Annotated in this window: 19 protein-coding genes and 1 rRNA gene; 9 read left to right on the plus strand and 11 right to left on the minus strand. The window is 70.3% G+C overall.

The features are described from left to right. Positions 1 to 16: 16 nt before the first annotated feature. Positions 17 to 1,542: ribosomal RNA gene (locus IGS69_RS06760) — 16S ribosomal RNA — on the minus strand. Between the two features lie 524 nt (positions 1,543 to 2,066). Next, the gene (locus IGS69_RS06765; RefSeq protein WP_190897704.1) at positions 2,067 to 2,708 is read right to left on the minus strand and encodes a DNA-3-methyladenine glycosylase; all 642 of its coding nucleotides are present in this window, start codon (positions 2,706 to 2,708) and stop codon (positions 2,067 to 2,069) included. A 144-nt stretch (positions 2,709 to 2,852) separates the two neighbouring features. Between IGS69_RS06765 and IGS69_RS06770 the strand changes: the two genes are divergently transcribed. From IGS69_RS06770 to IGS69_RS06780, 3 genes are all read left to right on the plus strand, one after another. Next, complete coding sequence (locus IGS69_RS06770; protein ID WP_190897705.1) at positions 2,853 to 3,635, plus strand: sporulation protein; 783 nt, start codon at positions 2,853 to 2,855, stop codon at positions 3,633 to 3,635. Positions 3,636 to 3,675: 40 nt separating this feature from the next. After that, on the plus strand, positions 3,676 to 4,215 hold the full coding sequence (locus IGS69_RS06775) for a YbhB/YbcL family Raf kinase inhibitor-like protein (protein ID WP_190897707.1): 540 nt from the start codon (positions 3,676 to 3,678) through the stop codon (positions 4,213 to 4,215). A gap of 209 nt (positions 4,216 to 4,424) precedes the next feature. Continuing rightward, a complete protein-coding gene (locus IGS69_RS06780; RefSeq protein ID WP_031110170.1) occupies positions 4,425 to 4,931 on the plus strand; it encodes an HNH endonuclease in 507 nt (168 codons plus the stop codon). 112 nt (positions 4,932 to 5,043) lie between these two features. Here the strand turns inward: IGS69_RS06780 and IGS69_RS06785 are convergent, their stop codons facing one another. The 3 genes from IGS69_RS06785 to IGS69_RS06795 form a co-directional block, all read right to left on the minus strand. Then, positions 5,044 to 6,003, minus strand: coding sequence for an SPFH domain-containing protein (locus tag IGS69_RS06785; protein WP_190897708.1), 960 nt, complete (start codon positions 6,001 to 6,003; stop codon positions 5,044 to 5,046). 132 nt (positions 6,004 to 6,135) lie between these two features. Next, the gene (locus IGS69_RS06790; protein WP_190897709.1) at positions 6,136 to 6,567 is read right to left on the minus strand and encodes an NfeD family protein; all 432 of its coding nucleotides are present in this window, start codon (positions 6,565 to 6,567) and stop codon (positions 6,136 to 6,138) included. A 94-nt stretch (positions 6,568 to 6,661) separates the two neighbouring features. Then, positions 6,662 to 7,459 (minus strand): ABC transporter ATP-binding protein, encoded by a 798-nt coding sequence (locus IGS69_RS06795; RefSeq protein ID WP_190897710.1) that lies wholly within the window; start codon positions 7,457 to 7,459, stop codon positions 6,662 to 6,664. 161 nt (positions 7,460 to 7,620) lie between these two features. Between IGS69_RS06795 and IGS69_RS06800 the strand changes: the two genes are divergently transcribed. Then, positions 7,621 to 8,415 carry a hypothetical protein gene (locus tag IGS69_RS06800; RefSeq protein WP_190897711.1) on the plus strand — a complete coding sequence of 265 codons (795 nt, stop codon included), beginning with the start codon at positions 7,621 to 7,623 and terminating at the stop codon, positions 8,413 to 8,415. A gap of 404 nt (positions 8,416 to 8,819) precedes the next feature. Here the strand turns inward: IGS69_RS06800 and IGS69_RS06805 are convergent, their stop codons facing one another. The 3 genes from IGS69_RS06805 to IGS69_RS06815 all read right to left on the minus strand — a co-directional run bounded on the left by IGS69_RS06805 (position 8,820) and on the right by IGS69_RS06815 (position 11,022). Further along, entirely contained in the window at positions 8,820 to 9,062 is a 243-nt protein-coding gene (locus IGS69_RS06805) for a chaplin (protein ID WP_190897712.1), read from the minus strand. Positions 9,063 to 9,218: 156 nt separating this feature from the next. Beyond that, positions 9,219 to 9,860, minus strand: a complete 642-nt coding sequence (locus tag IGS69_RS06810) for a response regulator (RefSeq protein ID WP_190897714.1) — start codon at positions 9,858 to 9,860, stop codon at positions 9,219 to 9,221. Next, complete coding sequence (locus IGS69_RS06815; protein WP_190897715.1) at positions 9,853 to 11,022, minus strand: GAF domain-containing sensor histidine kinase; 1,170 nt, start codon at positions 11,020 to 11,022, stop codon at positions 9,853 to 9,855. The genes IGS69_RS06810 and IGS69_RS06815 overlap by 8 nt, the downstream gene beginning before the upstream one ends. A gap of 306 nt (positions 11,023 to 11,328) precedes the next feature. Here IGS69_RS06815 and IGS69_RS06820 point away from each other — a divergent pair, with 306 nt between their 5' ends. The 3 genes from IGS69_RS06820 (at position 11,329) to IGS69_RS06830 (ending at position 14,143) form a co-directional block, all read left to right on the plus strand. After that, entirely contained in the window at positions 11,329 to 12,027 is a 699-nt protein-coding gene (locus tag IGS69_RS06820; RefSeq protein WP_190897716.1) for an SDR family NAD(P)-dependent oxidoreductase, read from the plus strand. After that, positions 12,024 to 13,067 (plus strand): S-adenosylmethionine:tRNA ribosyltransferase-isomerase, encoded by a 1,044-nt coding sequence (locus tag IGS69_RS06825; protein WP_190897717.1) that lies wholly within the window; start codon positions 12,024 to 12,026, stop codon positions 13,065 to 13,067. The genes IGS69_RS06820 and IGS69_RS06825 overlap by 4 nt, the downstream gene beginning before the upstream one ends. A 353-nt stretch (positions 13,068 to 13,420) precedes the next feature. Beyond that, positions 13,421 to 14,143 (plus strand): transglycosylase SLT domain-containing protein, encoded by a 723-nt coding sequence (locus IGS69_RS06830; RefSeq protein ID WP_190897718.1) that lies wholly within the window; start codon positions 13,421 to 13,423, stop codon positions 14,141 to 14,143. A gap of 97 nt (positions 14,144 to 14,240) precedes the next feature. Here IGS69_RS06830 and IGS69_RS06835 read toward each other — a convergent pair whose 3' ends face one another. After that, positions 14,241 to 16,766 (minus strand): ABC transporter ATP-binding protein/permease, encoded by a 2,526-nt coding sequence (locus IGS69_RS06835; protein WP_190897720.1) that lies wholly within the window; start codon positions 16,764 to 16,766, stop codon positions 14,241 to 14,243. A 307-nt stretch (positions 16,767 to 17,073) separates the two neighbouring features. Here IGS69_RS06835 and IGS69_RS06840 point away from each other — a divergent pair, with 307 nt between their 5' ends. Together IGS69_RS06840 and serB are read left to right on the plus strand one after the other, a co-directional pair. Continuing rightward, positions 17,074 to 19,242 carry a streptophobe family protein gene (locus IGS69_RS06840; RefSeq protein WP_232543449.1) on the plus strand — a complete coding sequence of 723 codons (2,169 nt, stop codon included), beginning with the start codon at positions 17,074 to 17,076 and terminating at the stop codon, positions 19,240 to 19,242. Between the two features lie 147 nt (positions 19,243 to 19,389). Next, the gene (gene serB / locus IGS69_RS06845; protein WP_190897722.1) at positions 19,390 to 20,616 is read left to right on the plus strand and encodes a phosphoserine phosphatase SerB; all 1,227 of its coding nucleotides are present in this window, start codon (positions 19,390 to 19,392) and stop codon (positions 20,614 to 20,616) included. A 62-nt stretch (positions 20,617 to 20,678) separates the two neighbouring features. Here serB and IGS69_RS06850 read toward each other — a convergent pair whose 3' ends face one another. Beyond that, positions 20,679 to 21,197, minus strand: a complete 519-nt coding sequence (locus tag IGS69_RS06850) for a SixA phosphatase family protein (RefSeq protein ID WP_190897723.1) — start codon at positions 21,195 to 21,197, stop codon at positions 20,679 to 20,681. 65 nt (positions 21,198 to 21,262) lie between these two features. Continuing rightward, positions 21,263 to 21,469 (minus strand): hypothetical protein, encoded by a 207-nt coding sequence (locus tag IGS69_RS06855; protein ID WP_190897724.1) that lies wholly within the window; start codon positions 21,467 to 21,469, stop codon positions 21,263 to 21,265. Between the last annotated feature and the right edge of the window lie 121 nt (positions 21,470 to 21,590).

The following is a 21,590-nucleotide window of genomic DNA, read 5'->3' on the forward strand; positions in this document are numbered from 1 at the left end:
AAGAAGTGCTCCTTAGAAAGGAGGTGATCCAGCCGCACCTTCCGGTACGGCTACCTTGTTACGACTTCGTCCCAATCGCCAGTCCCACCTTCGACGGCTCCCTCCCACAAGGGGTTGGGCCACCGGCTTCGGGTGTTACCGACTTTCGTGACGTGACGGGCGGTGTGTACAAGGCCCGGGAACGTATTCACCGCAGCAATGCTGATCTGCGATTACTAGCGACTCCGACTTCATGGGGTCGAGTTGCAGACCCCAATCCGAACTGAGACCGGCTTTTTGAGATTCGCTCCACCTCGCGGTATCGCAGCTCATTGTACCGGCCATTGTAGCACGTGTGCAGCCCAAGACATAAGGGGCATGATGACTTGACGTCGTCCCCACCTTCCTCCGAGTTGACCCCGGCGGTCTCCCGTGAGTCCCCAGCACCACAAGGGCCTGCTGGCAACACGGGACAAGGGTTGCGCTCGTTGCGGGACTTAACCCAACATCTCACGACACGAGCTGACGACAGCCATGCACCACCTGTACACCGACCACAAGGGGGACCCTGTCTCCAGGGTTTTCCGGTGTATGTCAAGCCTTGGTAAGGTTCTTCGCGTTGCGTCGAATTAAGCCACATGCTCCGCCGCTTGTGCGGGCCCCCGTCAATTCCTTTGAGTTTTAGCCTTGCGGCCGTACTCCCCAGGCGGGGCACTTAATGCGTTAGCTGCGGCACGGACAACGTGGAATGTTGCCCACACCTAGTGCCCACCGTTTACGGCGTGGACTACCAGGGTATCTAATCCTGTTCGCTCCCCACGCTTTCGCTCCTCAGCGTCAGTATCGGCCCAGAGATCCGCCTTCGCCACCGGTGTTCCTCCTGATATCTGCGCATTTCACCGCTACACCAGGAATTCCGATCTCCCCTACCGAACTCTAGCCTGCCCGTATCGACTGCAGACCCGGGGTTAAGCCCCGGGCTTTCACAACCGACGTGACAAGCCGCCTACGAGCTCTTTACGCCCAATAATTCCGGACAACGCTCGCGCCCTACGTATTACCGCGGCTGCTGGCACGTAGTTAGCCGGCGCTTCTTCTGCAGGTACCGTCACTTTCGCTTCTTCCCTGCTGAAAGAGGTTTACAACCCGAAGGCCGTCATCCCTCACGCGGCGTCGCTGCATCAGGCTTTCGCCCATTGTGCAATATTCCCCACTGCTGCCTCCCGTAGGAGTCTGGGCCGTGTCTCAGTCCCAGTGTGGCCGGTCGCCCTCTCAGGCCGGCTACCCGTCGTCGCCTTGGTGAGCCATTACCTCACCAACAAGCTGATAGGCCGCGGGCTCATCCTGCACCGCCGGAGCTTTCGACCCTCACAGATGCCTGCGATGGTCAGTATCCGGTATTAGACCCCGTTTCCAGGGCTTGTCCCAGAGTGCAGGGCAGATTGCCCACGTGTTACTCACCCGTTCGCCACTAATCCCCACCGAAGTGGTTCATCGTTCGACTTGCATGTGTTAAGCACGCCGCCAGCGTTCGTCCTGAGCCAGGATCAAACTCTCCGTGAATGTTTTCCCGTGATCGGGATGACACGCACGAGAGCGGAACAGTCAGGCGGAATAGGCCCGACCGTTCACAGCGTCCTCGCTGTGTTTTCTTCAAAGGAACCTCGACCATCGGTTGTCCGATGGACGGGGTATCAACATATCTGGCGTTGACTTTTGGCACGCTGTTGAGTTCTCAAGGAACGGTCGCTTCCTTTGTACTCACCCTCTCGGGCTTTCCTCCGGGCTTCCCTTCGGTCTTGCGTTTCCGACTCTATCAGATCCTTTTCGATCCGATTCCCTGTCGGCGGGATTTGCCTTCCGGCCCGGGCTTTCGCTCGTCGGCCTTTCGACATTCACTACGTTAGCGGATTCCCCGTCCAACTCATAATCGAGTCTGTCGGCGTCGAATTCAGGCATGCGAGCACGTCGAATTCGCCCCTGCTGGGGGGAGTCGCTGGGTAGTGGTTTGGCCGCTTCCGACTGCGGGGCGAGTGCCCTACCTGGAACAGCGGCTCGGGCTACATTACGCACTCCGGCAGGGCACGTCAACTTCGGCGGCGCCTCGGGACATGGGCTCGGTAGGGGCTCACCGTCGGATCATTGGCGACCCAGAAGCGCCAGGGGTGCACGGCCCCGTCGCCCCCCACACCGGTGCGGGGGCCGTTGAGTACCTGGTCGGACGGCACGGGAGTGCCCGTCAGCATGCGGAGCGGGGTGTCCTCGGAGGTGCACGCGTCCGTGCCGTCCAGGGAGCGGTCCACGTTCAGGGCCGTGGCCAGCCGGGCCGGGCCTTTGGCCAGTTCCTTGTCATTGCGGGCCGAGAGTCGACGGGTCCGGGCCAGCTCGGCGCCCTCGATGATCTCTCCGGCCCGGAGCAGGACCGCGCTCGCCTTTCCCTCCGGGCCGCAGACCAGGTTCATGCAGAACCACATGCCATAGGTGAAGTAGACGTACACATGACCGGGCGGACCGAACATCACGTCGTTGCGGGCCGTACGGCCGCGATAGGCGTGGGAGCCGGGGTCGTCGGCGCCGTCGTAGGCCTCGACCTCGGTGAGGCGGAGGGCGATCGGACCGTCCGGGGTGCTGCGTACCAGGATGCGGCCGAGCAGGTCGGGGGCGACATCGAGGACGGGCCGGTCGAAGAACTCCCTGGACAGGGGCGTACGGTCGGGGGTCGCGATCATGCCGTCCGAGGGTACTGGAGACGAGTGGTGCCGGGGGGTGGCCGTCCGGCACCCGCCTTGCCAGGCTGGGGCGGGGAACCGGCCACGGCCGGATCGCGTTTGTATGGATCAAGGATCCACCCGTAGTGGGCGAGAGGGAGAGACATGGCGTTCAAGAAGCTGCTCGCGAGCCTGGGGGCCGGCGGGGCTTCGGTCGAGACGGTGCTGCACGAGGTCAACGTCGTCCCGGGCGGTGTCGTCCAGGGTGAGGTGCGTATCCAGGGCGGGTCCGTCAACCAGCAGATCGAGGGGCTCTCGGTCGGGCTGCAGGCCAAGGTCGAGGTGGAGAGCGGCGACCAGGAGTACAAGCAGGACATCGAGTTCACGAAGTCGCGGCTGGGCGGGGCGTTCGAGCTGCAGGCGAACGCGGTGCACGCGGTGCAGTTCGGGCTGGAGATCCCGTGGGAGACGCCGATCACGATGATCGACGGTCAGCCCCTGCGCGGCATGAACATCGGGGTGTCGACCGAGCTCGAGATCGCGCGTGCGGTGGACTCCGGTGACCTGGACCCGGTCAACGTGCACCCGCTGCCGGCGCAGAAGGCGATCCTCGACGCCTTCATCCAGCTGGGCTTCCGGTTCAAGAACGCGGACATGGAGCGCGGTGTGATCCGGGGCACGCGCCAGCGGCTGCCGTTCTACCAGGAGATCGAGTTCCACCCGCCGCAGCAGTACCGCGGGCTGAACCAGGTCGAGCTGAGCTTCGTCGCCGACCAGAACGCCATGGACGTAGTACTCGAGATGGACAAGAAGCCGGGGCTGTTCAGCGAGGGCAGCGACACCTTCCGCTCCTTCCAGGTCGGTCTGAACGACTACCAGGGGACGGACTGGACCGCGTACCTCAACCAGTGGCTGTCGGAGGTCGGCAGCAAGCGCAACTGGTTCTAGGCTCGGGGGTCACTGCACGAAACGATCAGGAGGTACCGAGGTGACCGAGCTCAAGCGCCGGCCGCTCCCCCACGACTTCCATCCGCCCGTTCCGTCGTTCAAGGTGACGAGCGAGGACGTCGAGGAAGGCGCGACGCTCAAGGACGCTCAAGTCCACGCGGCCGGCAACACCTCGCCGCAGCTGCGGTGGGAGGGCTTCCCGCCCGAGACCAAGAGTTTCGCCGTGACCTGCTACGACCCCGATGCCCCGACGGGCAGCGGCTTCTGGCACTGGGTGCTGTTCGACATTCCGGCGTCGGTGACCGAACTGCCCGTGGGTGCGGGCAGCGGCACGTTCGAGGGCCTGCCGGAAGGCGCGGTCCACGCTCGCAACGACTACGGCGGCAAGGAGTTCGGTGGGGCCGCGCCGCCTCCCGGGGACGGGCCGCACCGGTATGTGTTCACGGTGTACGCCGTGGACCAGGAGAAGCTCGGTCCGGACTCGGACGCGTCTCCTGCGGCCGTGGGCTTCAACCTGCGGTTCCACACGATCGGGCGGGCCCAGCTGATCGGCGAGTACGAGGTGCCCGCCGAAGGCTGAGCGGGTCGCCCGCAATCCCGGCGTTCACGGAACGTTTGCCCGCTCCTGGTCTTGGAATTGATCAGGAGCGGGCATTTTTGTTGCCGGGGGTCGCGGGGGTCGCCCCCTGTGGGAGCAGCAGATATTGCGTTGTCCATCTCGGCGTGCCCGGCCAGAGTTGATCCCAGCCCGCCAGGGGGTGGGCCGGTGCACACGGGAGGTGGGCTGGTATGCGGGACACGCTGGTACTGAACGCGAGCTTCGAGCCGCTGTCGACGGTGACGTTGAATCGAGCCGTCGTTCTGGTGCTTCAGGACAAGGCCGTCGTCGAGCAGGCCCACCCCGAGCTGCGGATGCGGGGAGCCGCGGTCGACATACCGGCGCCCCGGGTGATCAGGCTCTGCCAGTACGTACGGGTGCCGTTCCGAAGACAAGCGCCGTGGTCGAGGCGGGGCGTGCTGGTCAGGGACCGGCACCGGTGCGCGTACTGCGGGAGGCGGGCGACGACCGTGGACCACGTGGTGCCGCGGTCGCAGGGTGGGCAGGACACCTGGCTGAACACGGTGGCCTCGTGCGCGCAGGACAATCACCGCAAGGCGAACCGGACTCCTGAGGAGGCGGGGATGCCGCTGCTGCGGCGGCCGTTCGAGCCGACTCCGGCGGATGCGATGTTGCTGACGCTGGCGCAGGAGGACTTCGCGGCGCTGCCGGATTGGCTGGTGCTGGACGCGGCGTGAAGCGGGTGCCGTGGGGCCTTGGGTGGCTCTTCGGCTGCGGGTTCGTCTTGGTTGATCGCGCAGTTCCCCGCGCCCCTTGAAGGGGTGCGGGGAACTTGCGTTGTGGGTGCTGTCAGTCGATGGACGGCTTCTCGCGGCGCTCCTGGGCGGGGACGCCGGCTCCGGTCGAGCCGCCGTTGCCTCCGGAACCGCCGCCGATGCCGCCGAAGTTGCCCATGGCGCCGGAGAGGCCCTTGAGGGCGTCGCCGATCTCGCTGGGGACGATCCAGAGCTTGTTGGCGTCGCCCTCGGCGATCTTCGGGAGCATCTGGAGGTACTGGTAGGAGAGCAGCTTCTGGTCCGGGTCGCCGGCGTGAATGGCCTCGAAGACCGTACGGACGGCCTGGGCCTCGCCCTCGGCGCGCAGGGCGGCGGCCTTGGCCTCACCTTCGGCGCGCAGGATCTGGGACTGCTTCTCACCCTCGGCGCGCAGGATCTCGGACTGCCGGACACCCTCGGCCTGGAGGATCGCGGCGCGCTTGTCGCGGTCGGCGCGCATCTGCTTCTCCATCGAGTCCTGGATGGAGGTGGGCGGCTCGATCGCCTTGAGCTCGACGCGGTTGACGCGGATGCCCCACTTGCCGGTGGCCTCGTCGAGGACGCCGCGCAGGGCCGCGTTGATCTCCTCACGGGAGGTGAGGGTCCGCTCCAGGTCCATGCCACCGATGATGTTGCGGAGCGTGGTGACGGTGAGCTGCTCGATCGCCTGGATGTAGCTGGCGACCTCGTACGTCGCGGCCCGCGCGTCGGTCACCTGGTAGTAGATGACGGTGTCGATGTTGACGACCAGGTTGTCCTGGGTGATCACCGGCTGCGGCGGGAAGGGCACGACCTGTTCACGCAGGTCGATGCGGTTGCGGATGGTGTCGATGAACGGGACGACGATGTTGAGGCCCGCGTTGAGTGTCCGTGTGTAGCGCCCGAAGCGCTCGACGATGGCCGCGCTGGCCTGTGGGATGACTTGGATCGTCTTGATCAGGGCGATGAAGACCAACACCACCAGAATGATCAGGACGATGATGACCGGTTCCATCGTCGTTCCCCGTGTCCCTTCTCCGCTTCGGCGCCTTCGGCAGATCTTATGGTTGTCGAAGATCTTGCTGGTCGAGTCTGACAGACCGTCGTGCGGCTGGCGAGGAGTTCACTCCAGTTACGTCTCGCGAGGTCACATGACGATCGCGGTGGCTCCCTCGATGTCCACGACATCCACTTCCTGGCCCACTTCGTAGGCGTGGCCGGTGTCGAGGGCGCGGGCGGACCAGATCTCGCCGGCCAGCTTGATCCGGCCGCCGGAGGCGTCGACCCGTTCCAGGACGACGGCTTGTCTGCCCTTCAACGCGTCAACGCCGGAGGCGAATTGGGGTCGCTGGGCGCGATGGCGTTTCGCGATGGGCCGTACGACGGCGATGCCCGCGGTCGAGATGACGGCGAAGACGGCGACCTGGGCGACGGCTCCGCCGCCGAAGACGCCGGTGACCACCGCCGCGGCGATGGCTCCCACCGCCAGCATGCCGAGTTCGGGCATCGCGGTGACCACGAGCGCGATGCCGAGCGCTGCCGCGCCGATCAGCCACCACAGCCATGCGTCGATTTCCACATGGTCATGGTAGGTCCGCGAGCCCTGTCGCCGACAGGGCACCCGTGGTGTGAAATCCCGTTCCCGCTCTGGGATTTGTGGGGTGGGGTTCGGTTCAGGAGAGCGGGAGGCCCTGTGCGGTCCAGCGCTCGCCCGACTGTTCGACGACGAGCGGGAGGCCGAAGCAGAGGGAGAGGTTGCGGGAGGTGAGCTCGAGCTCCAGCGGGCCGGCGGCGAGGACCTTGCCCTGGCGGATCATGAGGACGTGGGTGAAGCCCGGGGGGATCTCCTCGACGTGGTGGGTGACCATGAGCATCGAGGGGGCGATCGGGTCCTGGGCGAGACGGCCGAGGCGGCGGACGAGGTCCTCGCGGCCGCCGAGGTCGAGGCCGGCGGCGGGCTCGTCGAGGAGGAGCAGCTCGGGGTCGGTCATCAGGGCGCGGGCGATCAGGGTGCGCTTGCGCTCGCCCTCGGAGAGCGTGCCGAACCGGCGCCCCAGGTAGTCGCTCATGCCGAGGCGGTCGAGGAAGGCGCGGGCGCGCTGCTCGTCGATCTCCTCGTAGTCCTCGTGCCAGGTGGCGGTCATGCCGTACGCGGCGGTCAGGACCGTCTCCAGAACCGTCTGGCGCTTGGGGAGCTTCTCGGTCATGGCGATGCCGGCCACGCCGATGCGGGGGCGCAGCTCGAAGACGTCCGTGCCGGGGCGGCCGAGGGTCTCGCCGAGGATGGTGGTGGTGCCCGAGCTGGGGTAGAGGTAGGTGGAAGCGAGGTTGAGGAGGGTGGTCTTGCCGGCGCCGTTCGGGCCGAGGATGACCCAGCGCTCGCCCTCCTTGACCGACCAGGAGACCTGGTCCACCAGAGCCCGGCCCTCACGGACCACGGATACGTCCTGAAGCTCCAGAACATCGCTCATGAGCGCGTTGTCTCCCCTTGCAGTGTGGCCGGTCTCGGCTGTCGCGTAAGCCTGTGGCTCGGTCCGCCGCGCCGGTGGGCGCAGCCCTCCATGAAATCTACGCCACCGGGTCGCCCTGGGATTCCCTCGGTCCGGTCCTTGGAGGGTCCTAGGGTGGAGGCATGCTCTCGGAACCACGCGCTGGACGTCTCGCAGCATGGGGAAATGCCCTTTTGGCCGGACATGTCTCACCGGACGACGCTGTCCTCGCCGTCGTCGGCGAGGACGCGGTGCACCGGGTGGAGGGGCTGCCCGGGGAGTCGGCGCCCGTGGGGCTCACTCTCGCGCTCGGGCGGCTGCGTGCGCTCGGGGTGACGGGGCTGCGGGTCGCGCTGCCCGCGCCGGGGCATCCGCTGGGACTGAGCGGGCCGCCGGAGTTCAACGCGCGGGCGCTGGACGCCGAGCAGGCGGTGCTGTGTTACGGCGCCGCGCTGGGGATGGTGCCGGAGGTTCACGAGGCCGGACCCCGGGGTGATGTGCACGTGGAGGTCGTGTGGCAGGTGCTGCCCGTGCGGGAGGCGCCGCCGGCGGATGTGCCGTCGCTGGGTGAGGCGGAGCGGGAGCTGGCGGAGGCCCTGCGGGAGGCGACCGAGCTGCTGACGCGGCTGGACGTGGCCGGGTCGGGGCCGGTGGCGGAGGCGGCGATCGATGCGTACCGGGCGCGGGCCGAGCGGGGGCGGGAGGTGCTGGCGCCGGGGTATCCGCCGCGGGCGGTGCGGGTGCTGGAGCTGGCGCAGCGGGTGGGGACGCTGATCGCGGTGGCGACGGAGAGTGGGAGTGGGCACGGGGGTGCCGTGAGCTCGTCGGAGATCTCTGCGCGGCGGGAGGCGTTGCGGCCGGTGGAGCGGACGGCTCGGCGGGCGCAGGTCGCGGCGTACAACTCCGTTGTGGAGGAGCGGGAGCGGGGGGTGCGGTGACGGTTCTTGGTGTGGTGCTCGGTGTGGGGGCTGGGGTGGGGGTTTCGCAGCCCTTCCGTAGCGGGGTGCGTGGCGTTGGTGCTGGGGGCGGGTGGGTCCGCAGCCCGGCGTAGCGGGGGTGCGCGGCGTTCGCGCTGGGGGCCGGTGGGTCCGCAGCCCGGCATGGCGGGGTGCGCGGCGTTCGTGCTGGGGGCCGGTGGGTTCGCAGCCCGGCATGGCGGGGTGCGCGGCGTTCGTGCTGGGGGCCGGTGGGTCCGCAGCCCGGCGTCGCGGGGTGCCGCTGCGCCCACCCGTGCCGCCCCCCGCGGCACGCATGCCCGCAGCTGGGGTGCATGTATGCCGGACGGCCTCCCGGGTAGGGCCGGGAGGCCGGTTACCTCCGGCTCGGAGACGGAGGTGGGGCGTCAGTGGTTGACGGCGAGGTTGCCGAAGGCCGGGTTCAGGACGCCCACGACGTTCACGCTGTTGCCGGACACGTTGACCGGGACGTGCACCGGGGCCTGGACGACGTTGCCCGAGCCGACGCCCGGGGAGCCCACGGCCTGGCCGTCGGCGTGGGCGCTGGTGGCGGAGGCCATGCCCGCGCCGGCGGCCAGCAGGCCACCCGTCACCATCGTCACGGCCGCTGCCTTCTTCAGGTTCTTCACTTCTGAGCCCTCCTTGCGATTGCCGCGGCAGGCGCCGCAGCACGCACTGGAGAACGTCGGAGATCCACCGAGGTTGCGCCATCCGAGGGACGTTCCCACGACAGTATGAATCTCGGTCCGGAACGCAACCTTCCGTGTTGCCGAGGGGCGGGCGGGTCAGCCGGTCACGCCATGGCGAACGGCCCACAGGGCGGCCTGCGTCCGGTCGGCCAGGTCGAGTTTCATCAGGATGTTCGAGACGTGGGTCTTGACGGTCTTCTCGGAGAGGACGAGCGCGCGGGCGATCTCCCGGTTGGAGCGGCCGTCCGCTATGAGGCCGAGCACCTCGCGCTCCCGCTCGGTGAGGGAACCGGGCCTGCCCGTGCCCGAGTTGGACTCCTCCTGTGCCAGCAGGGCACCGGCGACCTCCGGCTGGAGGAGGATGTGCCCGGCGTGGACGGAGCGGATGGCTCCGGCGAGGGCGTCGGGGTCCACGTCCTTGTAGACGTACCCGGCGGCGCCGGCGCGCAGGGCGGGGACCACCGTCCGCTGCTCGGTGAAGCTGGTGACGACCAGCACGCGCGCGGGGTTGTCCAGCTCGCGGAGCCGGCGCAGGGCGTCGACGCCGTCCATGCCCGGCATCTTGACGTCCATGAGGATGACGTCGGGCCTCAACTCCTCGGCACGGTCGACTCCTTCGGCGCCGTCCGCGGCCTCGCCGACGACCTCGATGTCGTCCTGTACTTCGAGGAAGGTGCGCAGGCCCCGGCGGACGACCTGGTGGTCGTCGACGAGCAGCACCTTGATCGCGTCAGCCACCGGGGACCTCCATCTCGATCACGGTGCCCTTGCCGGGCACCGATTCCACGGTCAGCGTGCCGCCGGCCCCGCTCGCCCGGTCCCGCATCGAGACCAGGCCGAGGTGGCGTCCCGCGTGCCGGACCGCCGTCGTGTCGAAGCCGCTGCCGTCGTCCGTGACCCTGAGGACGGCTCCGGCGCCGCGGCGGTCCAGGGTCACGTCGACGTGGTCGGCGCCGGAGTGGCGCAGGGCGTTGTGCAGGGCTTCCTGGGCGACCCGCAGGAGGGCTTCCTCCTGGGAGGCGGGCAGGGCCTTCACTCCGTGGCCGGCGAAGGTGACGCGGGCGTTGTGGGCCCGGTCGAGGACCTGGATCTGCGTCCGGAGGGTCGCGACGAGGCCGTCCTCGTCGAGGGCTGCGGGGCGCAACTCGACGACCGCCGCGCGCAGTTCGTCGGCGGCTTCGGCGGCCAGGACGGCGACCTGATGGAGTTCGCCCTTGGCGCGGGAGGGGTCGCGGTCCACCAGGCGGGCCGCGGCCTGGGCGGTCAGGCGCAGGGAGAACAGCTTCTGGCTGACCGCGTCGTGCAGTTCGTGGGCGAGGCGGGAGCGCTCCTCGGCGATGGTCAGTTCGCGGCTGCGCTCGTAGAGGCGGGCGTTGGTGAGGGCGATCGCGGCGTGCTGGGCGAGGATGCCGAGCAGTTCCTCGTCGTCCTGGGTGAAGCCGCAGCCGCCTTCCGGCTCGGGGCTCGAAGCGTGTCCCGCCTCGGGACGCAGTTTGTTGGCGAGGAACAGGGCGCCGATGACCTCGTCGCCGTCACGGATCGGCAGGCCCAGGAAGTCGACCAGGTCGGGGTGGGCCTTCGGCCAGCCTTCGAAGCGGGGGTCCTTGCGGACGTCGGCGAGCCGCTCGGCCCTGGCCTCGTGCAGCATCGCGGCGAGGATGCCGTGCTGGCGCGGGAGGGGACCGATGGCCTTCCACTGCTCCTCGCTGACGCCGTCGACCACGAACTGGGCGAAGCCGCCGTGGTCGTCCGGGACGCCGAGCGCGGCGTACTCGGCGTCGAGCAGCTCGCGGGCCGAGGCGACGATCGTCTTGAGGACGTCGCGCACCTCGAGATGCCTGCTCATGGCCAGCAACGCGGAGCTCACCGCGGCGAGGCCGGACCGGGGACCGTGACTCATGACCTCACGGTACCGGCGGGCTGTGACAGGGCGGATCGGACCGGTGGCGGCCGGGTGGCCGGTCGGTGGGCCTAGGTCCCGGGGCCGAGGCGGCAGGGCGGTGGGTCCTACGGCCGGAGCCGAGGCGGCAGGGCGGTGGGTCCTACGGCCGGAGCCGAGGCGGCAGGGCGGTGGGGCCTACGGCCGGGGGCGCCGGGCCCATGGCGTAGGGCTAAGGGACCCGGCGGATTGCGGCCCGCGTCCGAGGCGGCCCGCACCGCCCCGTTCCTACGTTGAGGGCACGCGATCACGACGAGGGAGCGGATCATGCCGGTTGCGATCATCACCGGGGCCTCTAAGGGGCTGGGGCGGGCGCTTGCCCGGGCCCTGGCCGGGCGGGGCTGGGACCTGGTGCTCGACGCCAGGGGCGCGAAGGCGCTGGCGGAGACGGCGGAGGCCGTGTCCGCGCAGGGGACGCGGGTGTCCGCCCTGCCCGGGGACGTCACGGACGCCGCGCACCGGGCGGAGCTGGTGGCGGCGGCCTGGCGGCTGGGCGGCGTCGACCTGCTGGTGCACAACGCGAGCGCGCTGGGTGCCGAGCCGCTGGTCAGGCTGGAGGAGCTGCCCCTGGACGGGCTGCGCCGGGCGCTGGAGGTGAACCTGGTGGCGGCGCTGGGCCTGGTCCAGGAGGCGCTGCCGTTGCTGCGCGCCTCGCGGGCGGGCGCCGTCGTCGCGGTCAGCTCGGACGCGGCGGCCGAGGCGTACGAGACCTGGGGCGGCTACGGGGCGTCCAAGGCGGCTCTGGACCAGCTGGTGGCCGTGCTCGCCGTGGAGGAGCCGGGGCTGCGGGTCTGGGCGGTCGATCCCGGGGACATGGCCACGGACCTGTACGCGGCGGCCGTACCGGAGGACCGGGAGCCGCGGCCGGAGCCGGCGGCCGTCGTGCCGGGGTTCCTGCGGCTGCTGGACGAGCGGCCGGCGAGCGGGCGGTACGGGGCGCCGGCGCTGCTGGACGGAGCCCGATGACCCTGGCCGTGCGCGTGCCGGAGGAGCTGTCGGCCCGGGTGCCCGTCGAGCAGCGGGGGCCGGGGCTGGAGCGGGACGCCGTACGGATGCTGGTGTCGCGGGGTGCGGAGGTGGCGCATCACACGTTCCGGGAGCTGCCGCTGCTGCTGCGGGCCGGGGATCTGCTCGTGGTCAACACCTCGGCCACGCTGGCGGCGGCCGTGGACGGCTGGACCGGGCACGCGCGCGTGGTGGTGCACTTCTCGACGCGCGGGGACGACGGCCGCTGGGCGGTGGAGCTGCGGGAGCCCGACGGGCGGGGCACCACGCGCGCGCGTGCGGGTGGGCCCGCGGGGAGGGAGGTGTGCCTGCCGGGGGGTGTGGGGCTGGTTCTGGAGGAGCCGCTGAGCGGGCGGGGTGAGCGGCTGTGGTGGGCGCGGGTGTCGGGGGCGGGGGTGCCGGGGCTGCTGCGGGAGTACGGGCGGCCGATTCGCTACGCCTATACGGAGCGGGACCAGCCGCTGTCCGTCTACCAGACGGTGTTCGCGCTGCCGTCGCCCGACGGGACGGGCAGTGCGGAGATGCCGAGCGCGGCGCGGCCCTTCACGGCGCGGCTGGTGGTGGAGCTGGTGAGCCGGGGGGTGCTGTTCGCGCCGGTCACGCTGCACACGGGGGTGGCCTCGGCGGAGGCGCACGAGCCGCCGTATCCGGAGCGTTTCGCGGTGCCGGGGGCGTCGGCGCGGCTGATCGAGGCCGCGAGGGCCGGTGGGGGCCGGGTGGTGGCGGTGGGGACGACGGCGGTGCGGGCCGTGGAGTCGGCGGTGGGCGCCGGCGGGGCCGTACGCGCGCGTGCGGGGTGGACGGACCTCGTCGTCACGCCGGAGCGCGGGGTGCGGGTGGTGGACGGGCTGCTGACCGGGCTGCACGAACCGGAGGCCTCGCATCTGCTGATGCTGGAGGCGGTCGCGGGGCGGCCGGCGCTCGAGCGCGGGTACGAGGCCGCGCTGCAAGGGCGCTACCTGTGGCACGAGTTCGGGGACATGCACCTCCTCCTGCCTTGAGGACGCCCTGAAGGGGGCCTCACGCAGAGCATCGCGTGTGCAACTGCCCGTGAAATTGATCTAGGGGCGGTGTGAGCCCTCGCATAGGACCCACGTCACGTACGAAGGGACGTAGGAGACAAAGTCGGCCCTTTTGAGCGGCACAGTTAGTCCAACCTGTACCGATATGCCCGTCATGATCCACTATCTTCCTTCGTACGTCACACCTTTGCCACGCCATTTTGCGGCCGCTAAGAATTGGCGACGTCGCTCAGCGCCGTGGGTTCACCTCCGCGGCGTTTGTGTCGGAAACACACCGAGTCCAACGCCGGACGCCGAGCGACTCCCGCGCTATTCGAAGAGGTCCACTCAGCATGCCCAAGAACATCTTCAGTCGTGTTCAGAGTCGTAGCCTGACCCGTCACCACAAGATCGCCATGGCGGGTGTCGCCACCCTCGGTGCCGCCGCCATCGGGTTCTCCGCGGTGCCGAGCGGTGCCTCGACCAAGACCACGACCGAGGCCGCTCAGCCGGTTGCGGTGGCGTACAGCACGCAGCAGATCAAGGACGTCAAGGCGAGCGTCACGGACCAGATGGCCGGCGCCAGCCTGAAGGCCGAGCAGATCGCGGCGAAGAAGAAGGCCGACGCCGCAGCCGCCGCCAAGAAGAAGGCCGCCGCCGAGGCGGCGAAGAAGAAGGCCGAGGCCGCGCGCCAGGCCAAGGAGGCCGCGAGCCGCGCCGCCAAGCGCGCCGAGGCCAAGAAGGCCGTCAGCTACCCGAACAACCTCGACGGCTGGATCCGCGAGTCGCTCGCCATCCTGAAGAAGCACGACATCCCGGCGTCCTACGACGGCATCCACCGCAACATCATGCGGGAGTCCTCGGGTAACCCGAAGGCGATCAACAACTGGGACATCAACGCCATCAACGGCATCCCGTCGAAGGGCCTGCTCCAGGTCATCCCGCCGACCTTCAAGACCTGGCACGTCCCCGGTACCTCCTGGGACATCTACGACCCGGTAGCCAACATCACCGCCGCCTGCAACTACGCGGCCGACAAGTACGGCTCCATGGACAACGTCGACAGCGCGTACTGAGGTCGGCGCGGACCTCTGAGACAGCTGTAGGCACGCCGAAGGGCGGCACCCTCCTGACGGGGTGCCGCCCTTCGGACGTCGTGTCGTGGCGCGGTGACTACTTGCGCATGACCTCGGGCTCGTGGCGGCGCAGGAAGCGGGCCACGAAGAAGCCGCAGATCACGCCGAGGACGAGGAGCGCGCCCATGTCCATCATCCAGGCCCCGACCGTGTGCTCCCACAGCGGGTCGGTGTCGCCGGCGGTCTCCGGCGGGGCGATCTTGTTGAAGTCCAGTGTGGCACCGGAGGCGGCGACCGCCCAGCGCGACGGCATCAGGAACGAGAACTGGTTGACGCCGATCGAGCCGTGCAGCGTGAACAGGCAGCCCGTGAACACGACCTGGATGATGGCGAACATCACCAGCAGCGGCATGGTCTTCTCGGCGGTCTTCACCAGCGAGGAGATGATCAGGCCGAACATCATCGACGTGAAGCCCAGCGCCATGATCGGCACGGACAGCTCGACGAGGGTGGCGCTGCCGAAGACCAGGCCCTCCTCGGGGATCTCCCGGCTGGAGAAGCCGATGACGCCGACCAGCAGGCCCTGGAGCACGGTGATCATGCCGAGCACGAACACCTTGGACATCAGGTACGCCGAGCGCGACAGGCCGGTGGCGCGCTCCCGCTCGTAGATGACGCGTTCCTTGATCAGCTCCCGGACCGAGTTCGCCGCGCCGGCGAAGCAGGCGCCGACCGCCAGGATCAGCAGGACCGTGGTGGCCGTGCCGTTCGGGATGATGCGGCCGGTCTGCGGGTTGGCCGGGTTGGGCAGCAGGCCCTTGTCGGCGTCGATGAGCAGGCTGACCGCGCCGAGCACGGCCGGCAGGATCACCATCAGGGCGAGGAAGCCCTTGTCCGAGGCGATCACCGAGACATACCGCCGGACAAGCGTGACGAACTGGGACATCCAGCCCTGCGGCTTCGGCGGCTTCATGGCCTGCATCTGCGGAACCTGTACGGACTGCGGCGCAACGGCGTCGATGTCCGCGGCGTACATCTGGTAGTGCTGCGAGCCCTTCCAGCGGCCCGCCCAGTCGTAGTCGCGGTAGTTCTCGAAGGCGGAGAAGACATCGGCCCAGGTGTCGTAGCCGAAGAAGTTCAGCGCCTCCTCGGGCGGGCCGAAGTAGGCGACCGAGCCGCCCGGCGCCATCACCAGCAGCTTGTCGCAGATCGCCAGCTCGGCCACCGAGTGGGTGACGACGAGGACGGTGCGGCCGTCGTCGGCGAGGCCGCGCAGGAGCTGCATGACGTCGCGGTCCATGCCCGGGTCGAGGCCGGAGGTGGGCTCGTCCAGGAAGATCAGCGACGGCTTGGTGAGCAGCTCCAGGGCGACCGAGACGCGCTTGCGCTGGCCGCCGGAGAGGGACGTGACCTTCTTGTCCTTGTGGATGTCGAGCTTGAGCTCGCGCAGCACCTCGTCGATGCGGGACTCGCGCTCGGCGCCGGTGGTGTCGGCGGGGAAGCGCAGCTTGGCCGCGTACTTGAGGGCCTTCTTGACGGTCAGCTCCTTGTGCAGGATGTCGTCCTGCGGGACCAGACCGATGCGCTGGCGCAGCTCGGCGAACTGCTTGTACAGGTTGCGGTTGTCGTAGAGCACCTCGCCCTGGTTGGCGGGGCGGTAGCCCGTGAGCGCCTTGAGCAGGGTCGACTTGCCGGAGCCGGACGGGCCGATGACCGCGATCAGCGACTTCTCCGGGACGCCGAAGGAGACGTCCTTGAGGATCTGCTTGCCGCCGTCGACCGTGACGGTCAGATGGCGGGCGGAGAAGGACACCTCACCGGTGTCGACGAACTCCTCGAGCCGGTCGCCGACGATGCGGAACGTCGAGTGGCCGACGCCGACGACGTCGGTCGGGCCGAGTACTTGTGTGCCGCCCTTGGTGATGGGCTGGCCGTTGACGTACGTGCCGTTGTGCGAGCCGAGGTCGCGGATCTCCATGCGGCCGTCGGGCGTGGCGTGGAACTCGGCATGGTGCCGGGAGACCTGGAGGTCCGAGACGACCAGTTCGTTCTCCAGGGCACGGCCGATGCGCATCACGCGGCCGAGGGAGAACTGGTGGAACGTGGTCGGGCTGCGGTCGCCGTAGACCGGCGGCGCCCCCGCGACACCGCCGGGGCCCTGCTGCTGCGGGATGTGCGCCGCGGCCTGCTGCGGCTGCTGCCAGCCGGCCTGGGGGGCCTGCTGCTGCGGCTGCTGCTGGGCCGGAGCCTGCTGGCCCCAGCCGGGGTTCGCGCCCTGCGCCGCGTACGGCTGCTGCTGGGGCTGGGCCTGCGGCGTGGCGACGGAGGCCGCGGCGCCGGACAGGTTCAGGCGCGGACCGTCGGTCGCGTTGCCCAGGTTGACGGCCGAACCGGGGCCGAGCTCCATCTGATGGATGCGTTGCCCCTGCACGAACGTGCCGTTGGTGCTGCCGTGGTCCTCGATGACCCAACTGCGGCCGTTGAAGCTGACCGTGGCGTGACGCCAGGAGACCCTGGCGTCGTCGAAGACGACGTCCCCCTGCGGATCACGTCCGAGGGTGTATGCCCTGGACGGATCGAGCGTCCAGGTACGTCCGTTTGATTCCAGTACGAGTTCCGGCACTCCATGCCCCACTGAGTTGTCCCCCGAGTTACCCCCGACATGGGGAGTCTAGGGATGTCGAACATCGGGGGGAACTATTTCAGGAGCGGCCCCCTGACCGAAAGCCGGGCCTTGCGAAGACCGCGTTCGGGCGCATCGGCCGATTCCGTTGACGGGGTTGAAACCGGGCCGGAGAGTGGTATTTCGACGCGAGGGGGACATGCCTGGTGTTCCCGTCGCGCATTGGATCGGGGGGTCTGCCATGCGTGCTGGCGCAGGGGTCGGGACGGCGAGGGACGACGGGCGCGTGCCGTGGGGGGACGTACTGATGTCCGCCGTGGCCGCGGTGAGCTGGGCGTTGATCGGGATGGCGGGGACGGCCGCGCTGGGCCTGCGGCTGCTGGAGGCGGACACGGCGGGCTCGTTGGGGCCGATGACCGCGGCGGTGGTGGCACTCGGGGCGGGTGGTTCGGTCACGCCGTCCGGCGATGTGTCGGCGTTCGGCCTCACGGGTGCGGAGGCGGACACGGCCATCGAGATCACGCCACTGGGAGTGAGCCTGGTCGGAGCGGTGCTGCTGGCGTGGTTCTTCCTGCGGTCCTTGCGGGCGGCGGGAGTTGTGATCTCACCGGCCGAACTGCTCGCGCGGGCGGGGTCGGTGGTGGTGTTGTTCGTGGCGATGCTGGGCGGGCTGGCCTGGGCGGGGCACGACGTCATCACGATCGACGGGGGCTCGCTGGGGCTCGACGACGTGACCGGCGGGAGCGGGGGCGTGGACATCCCGGGGCTCGGGGACATCGGGGGGCTGCTGCCGGACCGGCTCGGCGACCTGGTCGACGCGCAGGCCGCGGTCGGCTTCACCGTCGACACGGCGCCGACACTGCTCGGCGGGTTCGGCTGGTCGACCGGCATCCTCGTCATCGCGCTCCTGGCCTCGCGCCGTACGCCGCTGCCGCGGGGCTGGGAGGCCGCCCACCGGGTCGTGCGGCCGGCCGTGTCGGCGGTGGTGACCGTGCTGCTGGTGGCGGTGGCGGCGGGGTGCGCGGCGGCGGTGTACGCGGCGATCGGTGACGACCATCCCCGGCGCATCGCCGGCGCGGCGCTGCTCGGGGCGCCGAACGGGGTGTGGCTGGGTGTGCCGCTCGGCCTGTTCGTGCCCTGGGACGGGCGGGCTACGGGCGAACTGACCCGTTTCCTGCCGGACCCGCTGGACGACCTGATCGGCTCCGGGACCGACCGGCCGGTGACGCTGGGCCGGCTGGCCGAGCTGGACGGGCGGGTGTGGCTGCTGGGGGTGGCGGCGGTGTCGATGATGCTGCTGGCGGGGGTGCTGGCGGGCGTCCGGACACCGGTCGGGGCGGTGGGAGAGGGCCCCGGCGCGCTGCGCTTCGCGGGCCGGTGCGCGCTGCGGCTGGGGGTCGCCACCGCGCTCACCCTGCCCCTGCTGGCCTGGCTCACGGACGTCTCCGTCACCGCGTCCCTGTCCGTCCTCGGCTTCGACGCCTTCGACGCGGGCATCGACCTGCACGGCCACCTCGGCATGGCCCTGCTGCTGGGCGCGGCGTGGGGCGCGACGGCCGGCGCCCTGGGAGCACTGCTCGCGTGGGGGTGCGGGGCGGCGGGACGCCGGGCTACGGCGTTGGCGCGGGGGGATGGGGTGTCGGCGGGGGTGGGCGAGCTGTCCGCGGGGGCGGGTGGGGCGGGGGGCCTGGTGGGTGCCGGGGGGTCCGGGTACGGCGGGCACGGCGGGGCCGGGGGGCTGCCGGGGGCTGGGGCGGCGGGGTACGGCGGCGAAGGCCGCGGGCCGGGGGCTTGGCCGGAGGCCGGTGCCGGGCTGCCCCGAGGCGGTGCCGACACCAGGCACGCCGGGACCTCGGGCGAACCGGGACCGACGGGGCACAGCCAGAACAGCGGGCCCGGGCAGGCCGGGTACCGCGAAGGCCGCGGGCCCGGGCAGGCCGGGGGCGGTGTCGAACGGTCAGGGGTCGGTACGGACGCCCGGGGTGGCGTCGGGGCCGGGCGTGAGGGACGAGACGGGTGGGCGTCGAGCGGGGAGGAGGCCGGGCCCTACACGCCGGGTACGCCGTACCGCCCGCCCAACCCGGGGACCAACCCGTACCTCCGGGTGCCGGACGAGCTGCGGGAGCCGGAGGACGCACGGCCTCCCGGGGTGGAACGGCCCTCCGATGCCGTGCCAGAACGGCCCTCGGGACCCCTGCATGACGAGGACGCACGGCCTCCCGGGGCGGAACGGCCCTGCGATGCCGTGCCAGAACGGCCCTCGGGGCCCCCGCCCGGGCCCGGCACCGACGCGCCGGCGGACGACGACGAACCCCCGGCCCCCGGCGACGTCTACGGCGCCCCCACCGTCGTACGGCCGGTCGGGCCGCCGCCGCGTGGTCCCCGGCAGGCGCCCGGGCCGAGGAACGGGAACGGGCCGCCGCCCCCACCGCCTCCTCCCCCGCCGCCACCACGGAAGCCGCGCGGGGGTGAATGATCAGCGAGGGCGCAGGACGGGGCGGAGGTGCGTGACGGCGTACCCGTGCGTAAGGTTCGCGCCATTCGCGCGACATGCAGTGTTCGCTGTCCGCCAGACGGACCTCGGGGGCGGTATGCCCCGCCCGCCGGATACGGTGGAACCACCATGAGCGCTTCGCAGACCTCGTCTTCCGACGTCCCTGCCGACGTCCCCACCCTCCTTGTGAAGATCTTCGGCAAGGACAGGCCGGGCATCACCGCCGGGCTCTTCGACACCCTCGCCGCCTACTCCGTCGACGTCGTCGACATCGAGCAGGTCGTCACCCGTGGCCGGATGGTGCTGTGCGCGCTCGTGACCGAGCCGCCTCCCGGGCTGGAGGGAGATCTGCGGTCGACGGTCCACAGCTGGGCCGAGTCGATGAAGATGCAGGCGGAGATCATCTCCGGCCTCGGCGACAACCGCCCGCGCGGGCTGGGCCGCTCCCTGGTCACCGTGCTCGGGCACCCGCTCACCGCCGAGGCGACGGCCGCGATCGCCGCCCGGATCACGAAGACCGGCGGCAACATCGACCGTATCTTCCGGCTCGCCAAGTACCCCGTGACCGCCGTGGAGTTCGCCGTCTCCGGCGTGGAGACCGAACCGCTGCGCACCGCCCTGGTGACGGACGCCGCGCGGCTCGGCATCGACGTGGCGGTGGTCGCCGCCGGCCTGTACCGGCGTGCGCAGCGCCTGGTCGTCATGGACGTCGACTCGACGCTGATCCAGGACGAGGTCATCGAGCTGTTCGCCGCGCACGCCGGCTGCGAGGACAAGGTCGCCGAGGTGACGGCGGCCGCGATGCGCGGGGAGCTGGACTTCGAGCAGTCCCTGCACGCCCGCGTGGCCCTGCTGGAGGGGCTGGACGCCTCGGTCGTGGACAAGGTGCGCAGCGAGGTGCGGCTGACGCCCGGCGCCCGCACCCTGATCCGTACGCTGAAGCGGCTCGGCTACCAAGTCGGTGTCGTCTCGGGCGGGTTCACCCAGGTCACGGACGATCTGAAGGAGCGCCTGGGGCTGGACTTCGCCCACGCCAACACCTTGGAGATCGTCGACGGCAGGCTGACGGGCAAGGTCACCGGCGAGATCGTCGACCGCGCGGGCAAGGCCCGGCTGCTGCGCCGGTTCGCCGCGGAGGCGGGGGTGCCGCTGTCGCAGACCGTGGCGATCGGTGACGGTGCCAACGACCTGGACATGCTGAACGCGGCCGGTCTGGGTGTCGCCTTCAACGCCAAGCCGGTGGTGCGCGAGGCCGCGCACGCCGCGGTGAACTTCCCCTTCCTCGACACGGTCCTGTACCTGCTGGGCGTCACGCGCGAAGAGGTCGAGGCGGCGGACACCCTCGACATCGACTGAACCGGTCGGTCGGGAACGGGCCGGCGCCGCACCGGCGCCGGGCCCTGTTCACGCGGAGATCGTCACTCGGCCGGGGCCCAGTAGTCCCGCAGCTCGGCCACGCGCGGCTCCAGGCTCTTCCACGGGCCGCCGAACGACAGCACGGCGAAGGCGGCGGCCGGGAAGCCGCGGCGGGTCATCCGCTCGCGGGCCTCCTCCTCGCCCGAGCCCGCCAGGACCTCGGCGAGGCCCTGGATGCCCGGGTTGTGCCCGATCATGAGGATGTTCCGCACCTCGTCGGGGGTCTCGTTGAGCAGGGCGATCAGCTCGCCCGGCGAGGCCTCGTAGATCCGCTCCTCATAGACGGTTTTCGGCCGCTGCGGGAACTCCTGGACTGCGAGCTTCCAGGTCTCCCGGGTCCGGACCGCGGTGGAGCACAGGGCCAGGTCGAAGGCGATACCGGTGTCGGCCAGCCTACGCCCGGCCTCCGCCGCGTCCATTCGGCCCCGGTCGGCGAGCGGACGCTCGTGATCCGTGACCTGTGGCCAGTCGGCTTTCGCATGGCGGAAGAGGACAATCGTGCGGGATTCTGCGACGCTCATGAGATCCAGCTTCGCATGAAACACGCCACAGGGCGCAGGGAGTTGACCACGGTGTTCGTCCGTGATCAGCGGGTCATCAGCTGCTGCACGTACTCGAAGAGCCGGGTGATCGCGGGGTCGCCCGTGGCGGCGTGGGCGTCGGACGGGTTCAGGATCAGGGCGAGCAGTGCGATGAAGGCCGGCACGGGCAGGGCGAGAGCCCACCAGGGCAGCCGGCCGGCGGCACCGGCCCGGGTCGCCGGGTGGGGCCGCGTGTGCGTAGGGGCCGACATGGGTGCCTCCGCTCTTCGAGTGGTCGGTGACCGGCTCGCGGTCACACACTCGAAGCTACGGAATCCACGGCTGCCAACCCATCCGGTGATCCACCCACTTGACCCTGACCCTCACCCCCTA

Origin of the sequence: Streptomyces tuirus, from assembly GCF_014701095.1 — a bacterium.
GTDB classification, from domain to species: domain Bacteria; phylum Actinomycetota; class Actinomycetes; order Streptomycetales; family Streptomycetaceae; genus Streptomyces; species Streptomyces tuirus.

What these genes read in the sequence shown, in the direction of transcription:
- IGS69_RS06825 (WP_190897717.1), top strand. Translation starts at nt 12,024, where the DNA reads ATGACCCTGGCCGTGCGCGTGCCGGAGGAGCTGTCGGCCCGGGTGCCC.
- IGS69_RS06765 (WP_190897704.1), bottom strand. Translation starts at nt 2,708, where the DNA reads ATGATCGCGACCCCCGACCGTACGCCCCTGTCCAGGGAGTTCTTCGAC.
- IGS69_RS06855 (WP_190897724.1), bottom strand. Translation starts at nt 21,469, where the DNA reads ATGTCGGCCCCTACGCACACGCGGCCCCACCCGGCGACCCGGGCCGGT.
- IGS69_RS06800 (WP_190897711.1), top strand. Translation starts at nt 7,621, where the DNA reads ATGCTCTCGGAACCACGCGCTGGACGTCTCGCAGCATGGGGAAATGCC.
- IGS69_RS06785 (WP_190897708.1), bottom strand. Translation starts at nt 6,003, where the DNA reads ATGGAACCGGTCATCATCGTCCTGATCATTCTGGTGGTGTTGGTCTTC.
- serB (WP_190897722.1), top strand. Translation starts at nt 19,390, where the DNA reads ATGAGCGCTTCGCAGACCTCGTCTTCCGACGTCCCTGCCGACGTCCCC.
- IGS69_RS06815 (WP_190897715.1), bottom strand. Translation starts at nt 11,022, where the DNA reads ATGAGTCACGGTCCCCGGTCCGGCCTCGCCGCGGTGAGCTCCGCGTTG.
- IGS69_RS06820 (WP_190897716.1), top strand. Translation starts at nt 11,329, where the DNA reads ATGCCGGTTGCGATCATCACCGGGGCCTCTAAGGGGCTGGGGCGGGCG.
- IGS69_RS06795 (WP_190897710.1), bottom strand. Translation starts at nt 7,459, where the DNA reads ATGAGCGATGTTCTGGAGCTTCAGGACGTATCCGTGGTCCGTGAGGGC.
- IGS69_RS06850 (WP_190897723.1), bottom strand. Translation starts at nt 21,197, where the DNA reads ATGAGCGTCGCAGAATCCCGCACGATTGTCCTCTTCCGCCATGCGAAA.
- IGS69_RS06830 (WP_190897718.1), top strand. Translation starts at nt 13,421, where the DNA reads ATGCCCAAGAACATCTTCAGTCGTGTTCAGAGTCGTAGCCTGACCCGT.
- IGS69_RS06780 (WP_031110170.1), top strand. Translation starts at nt 4,425, where the DNA reads ATGCGGGACACGCTGGTACTGAACGCGAGCTTCGAGCCGCTGTCGACG.
- IGS69_RS06770 (WP_190897705.1), top strand. Translation starts at nt 2,853, where the DNA reads ATGGCGTTCAAGAAGCTGCTCGCGAGCCTGGGGGCCGGCGGGGCTTCG.
- IGS69_RS06840 (WP_232543449.1), top strand. Translation starts at nt 17,074, where the DNA reads ATGTCCGCCGTGGCCGCGGTGAGCTGGGCGTTGATCGGGATGGCGGGG.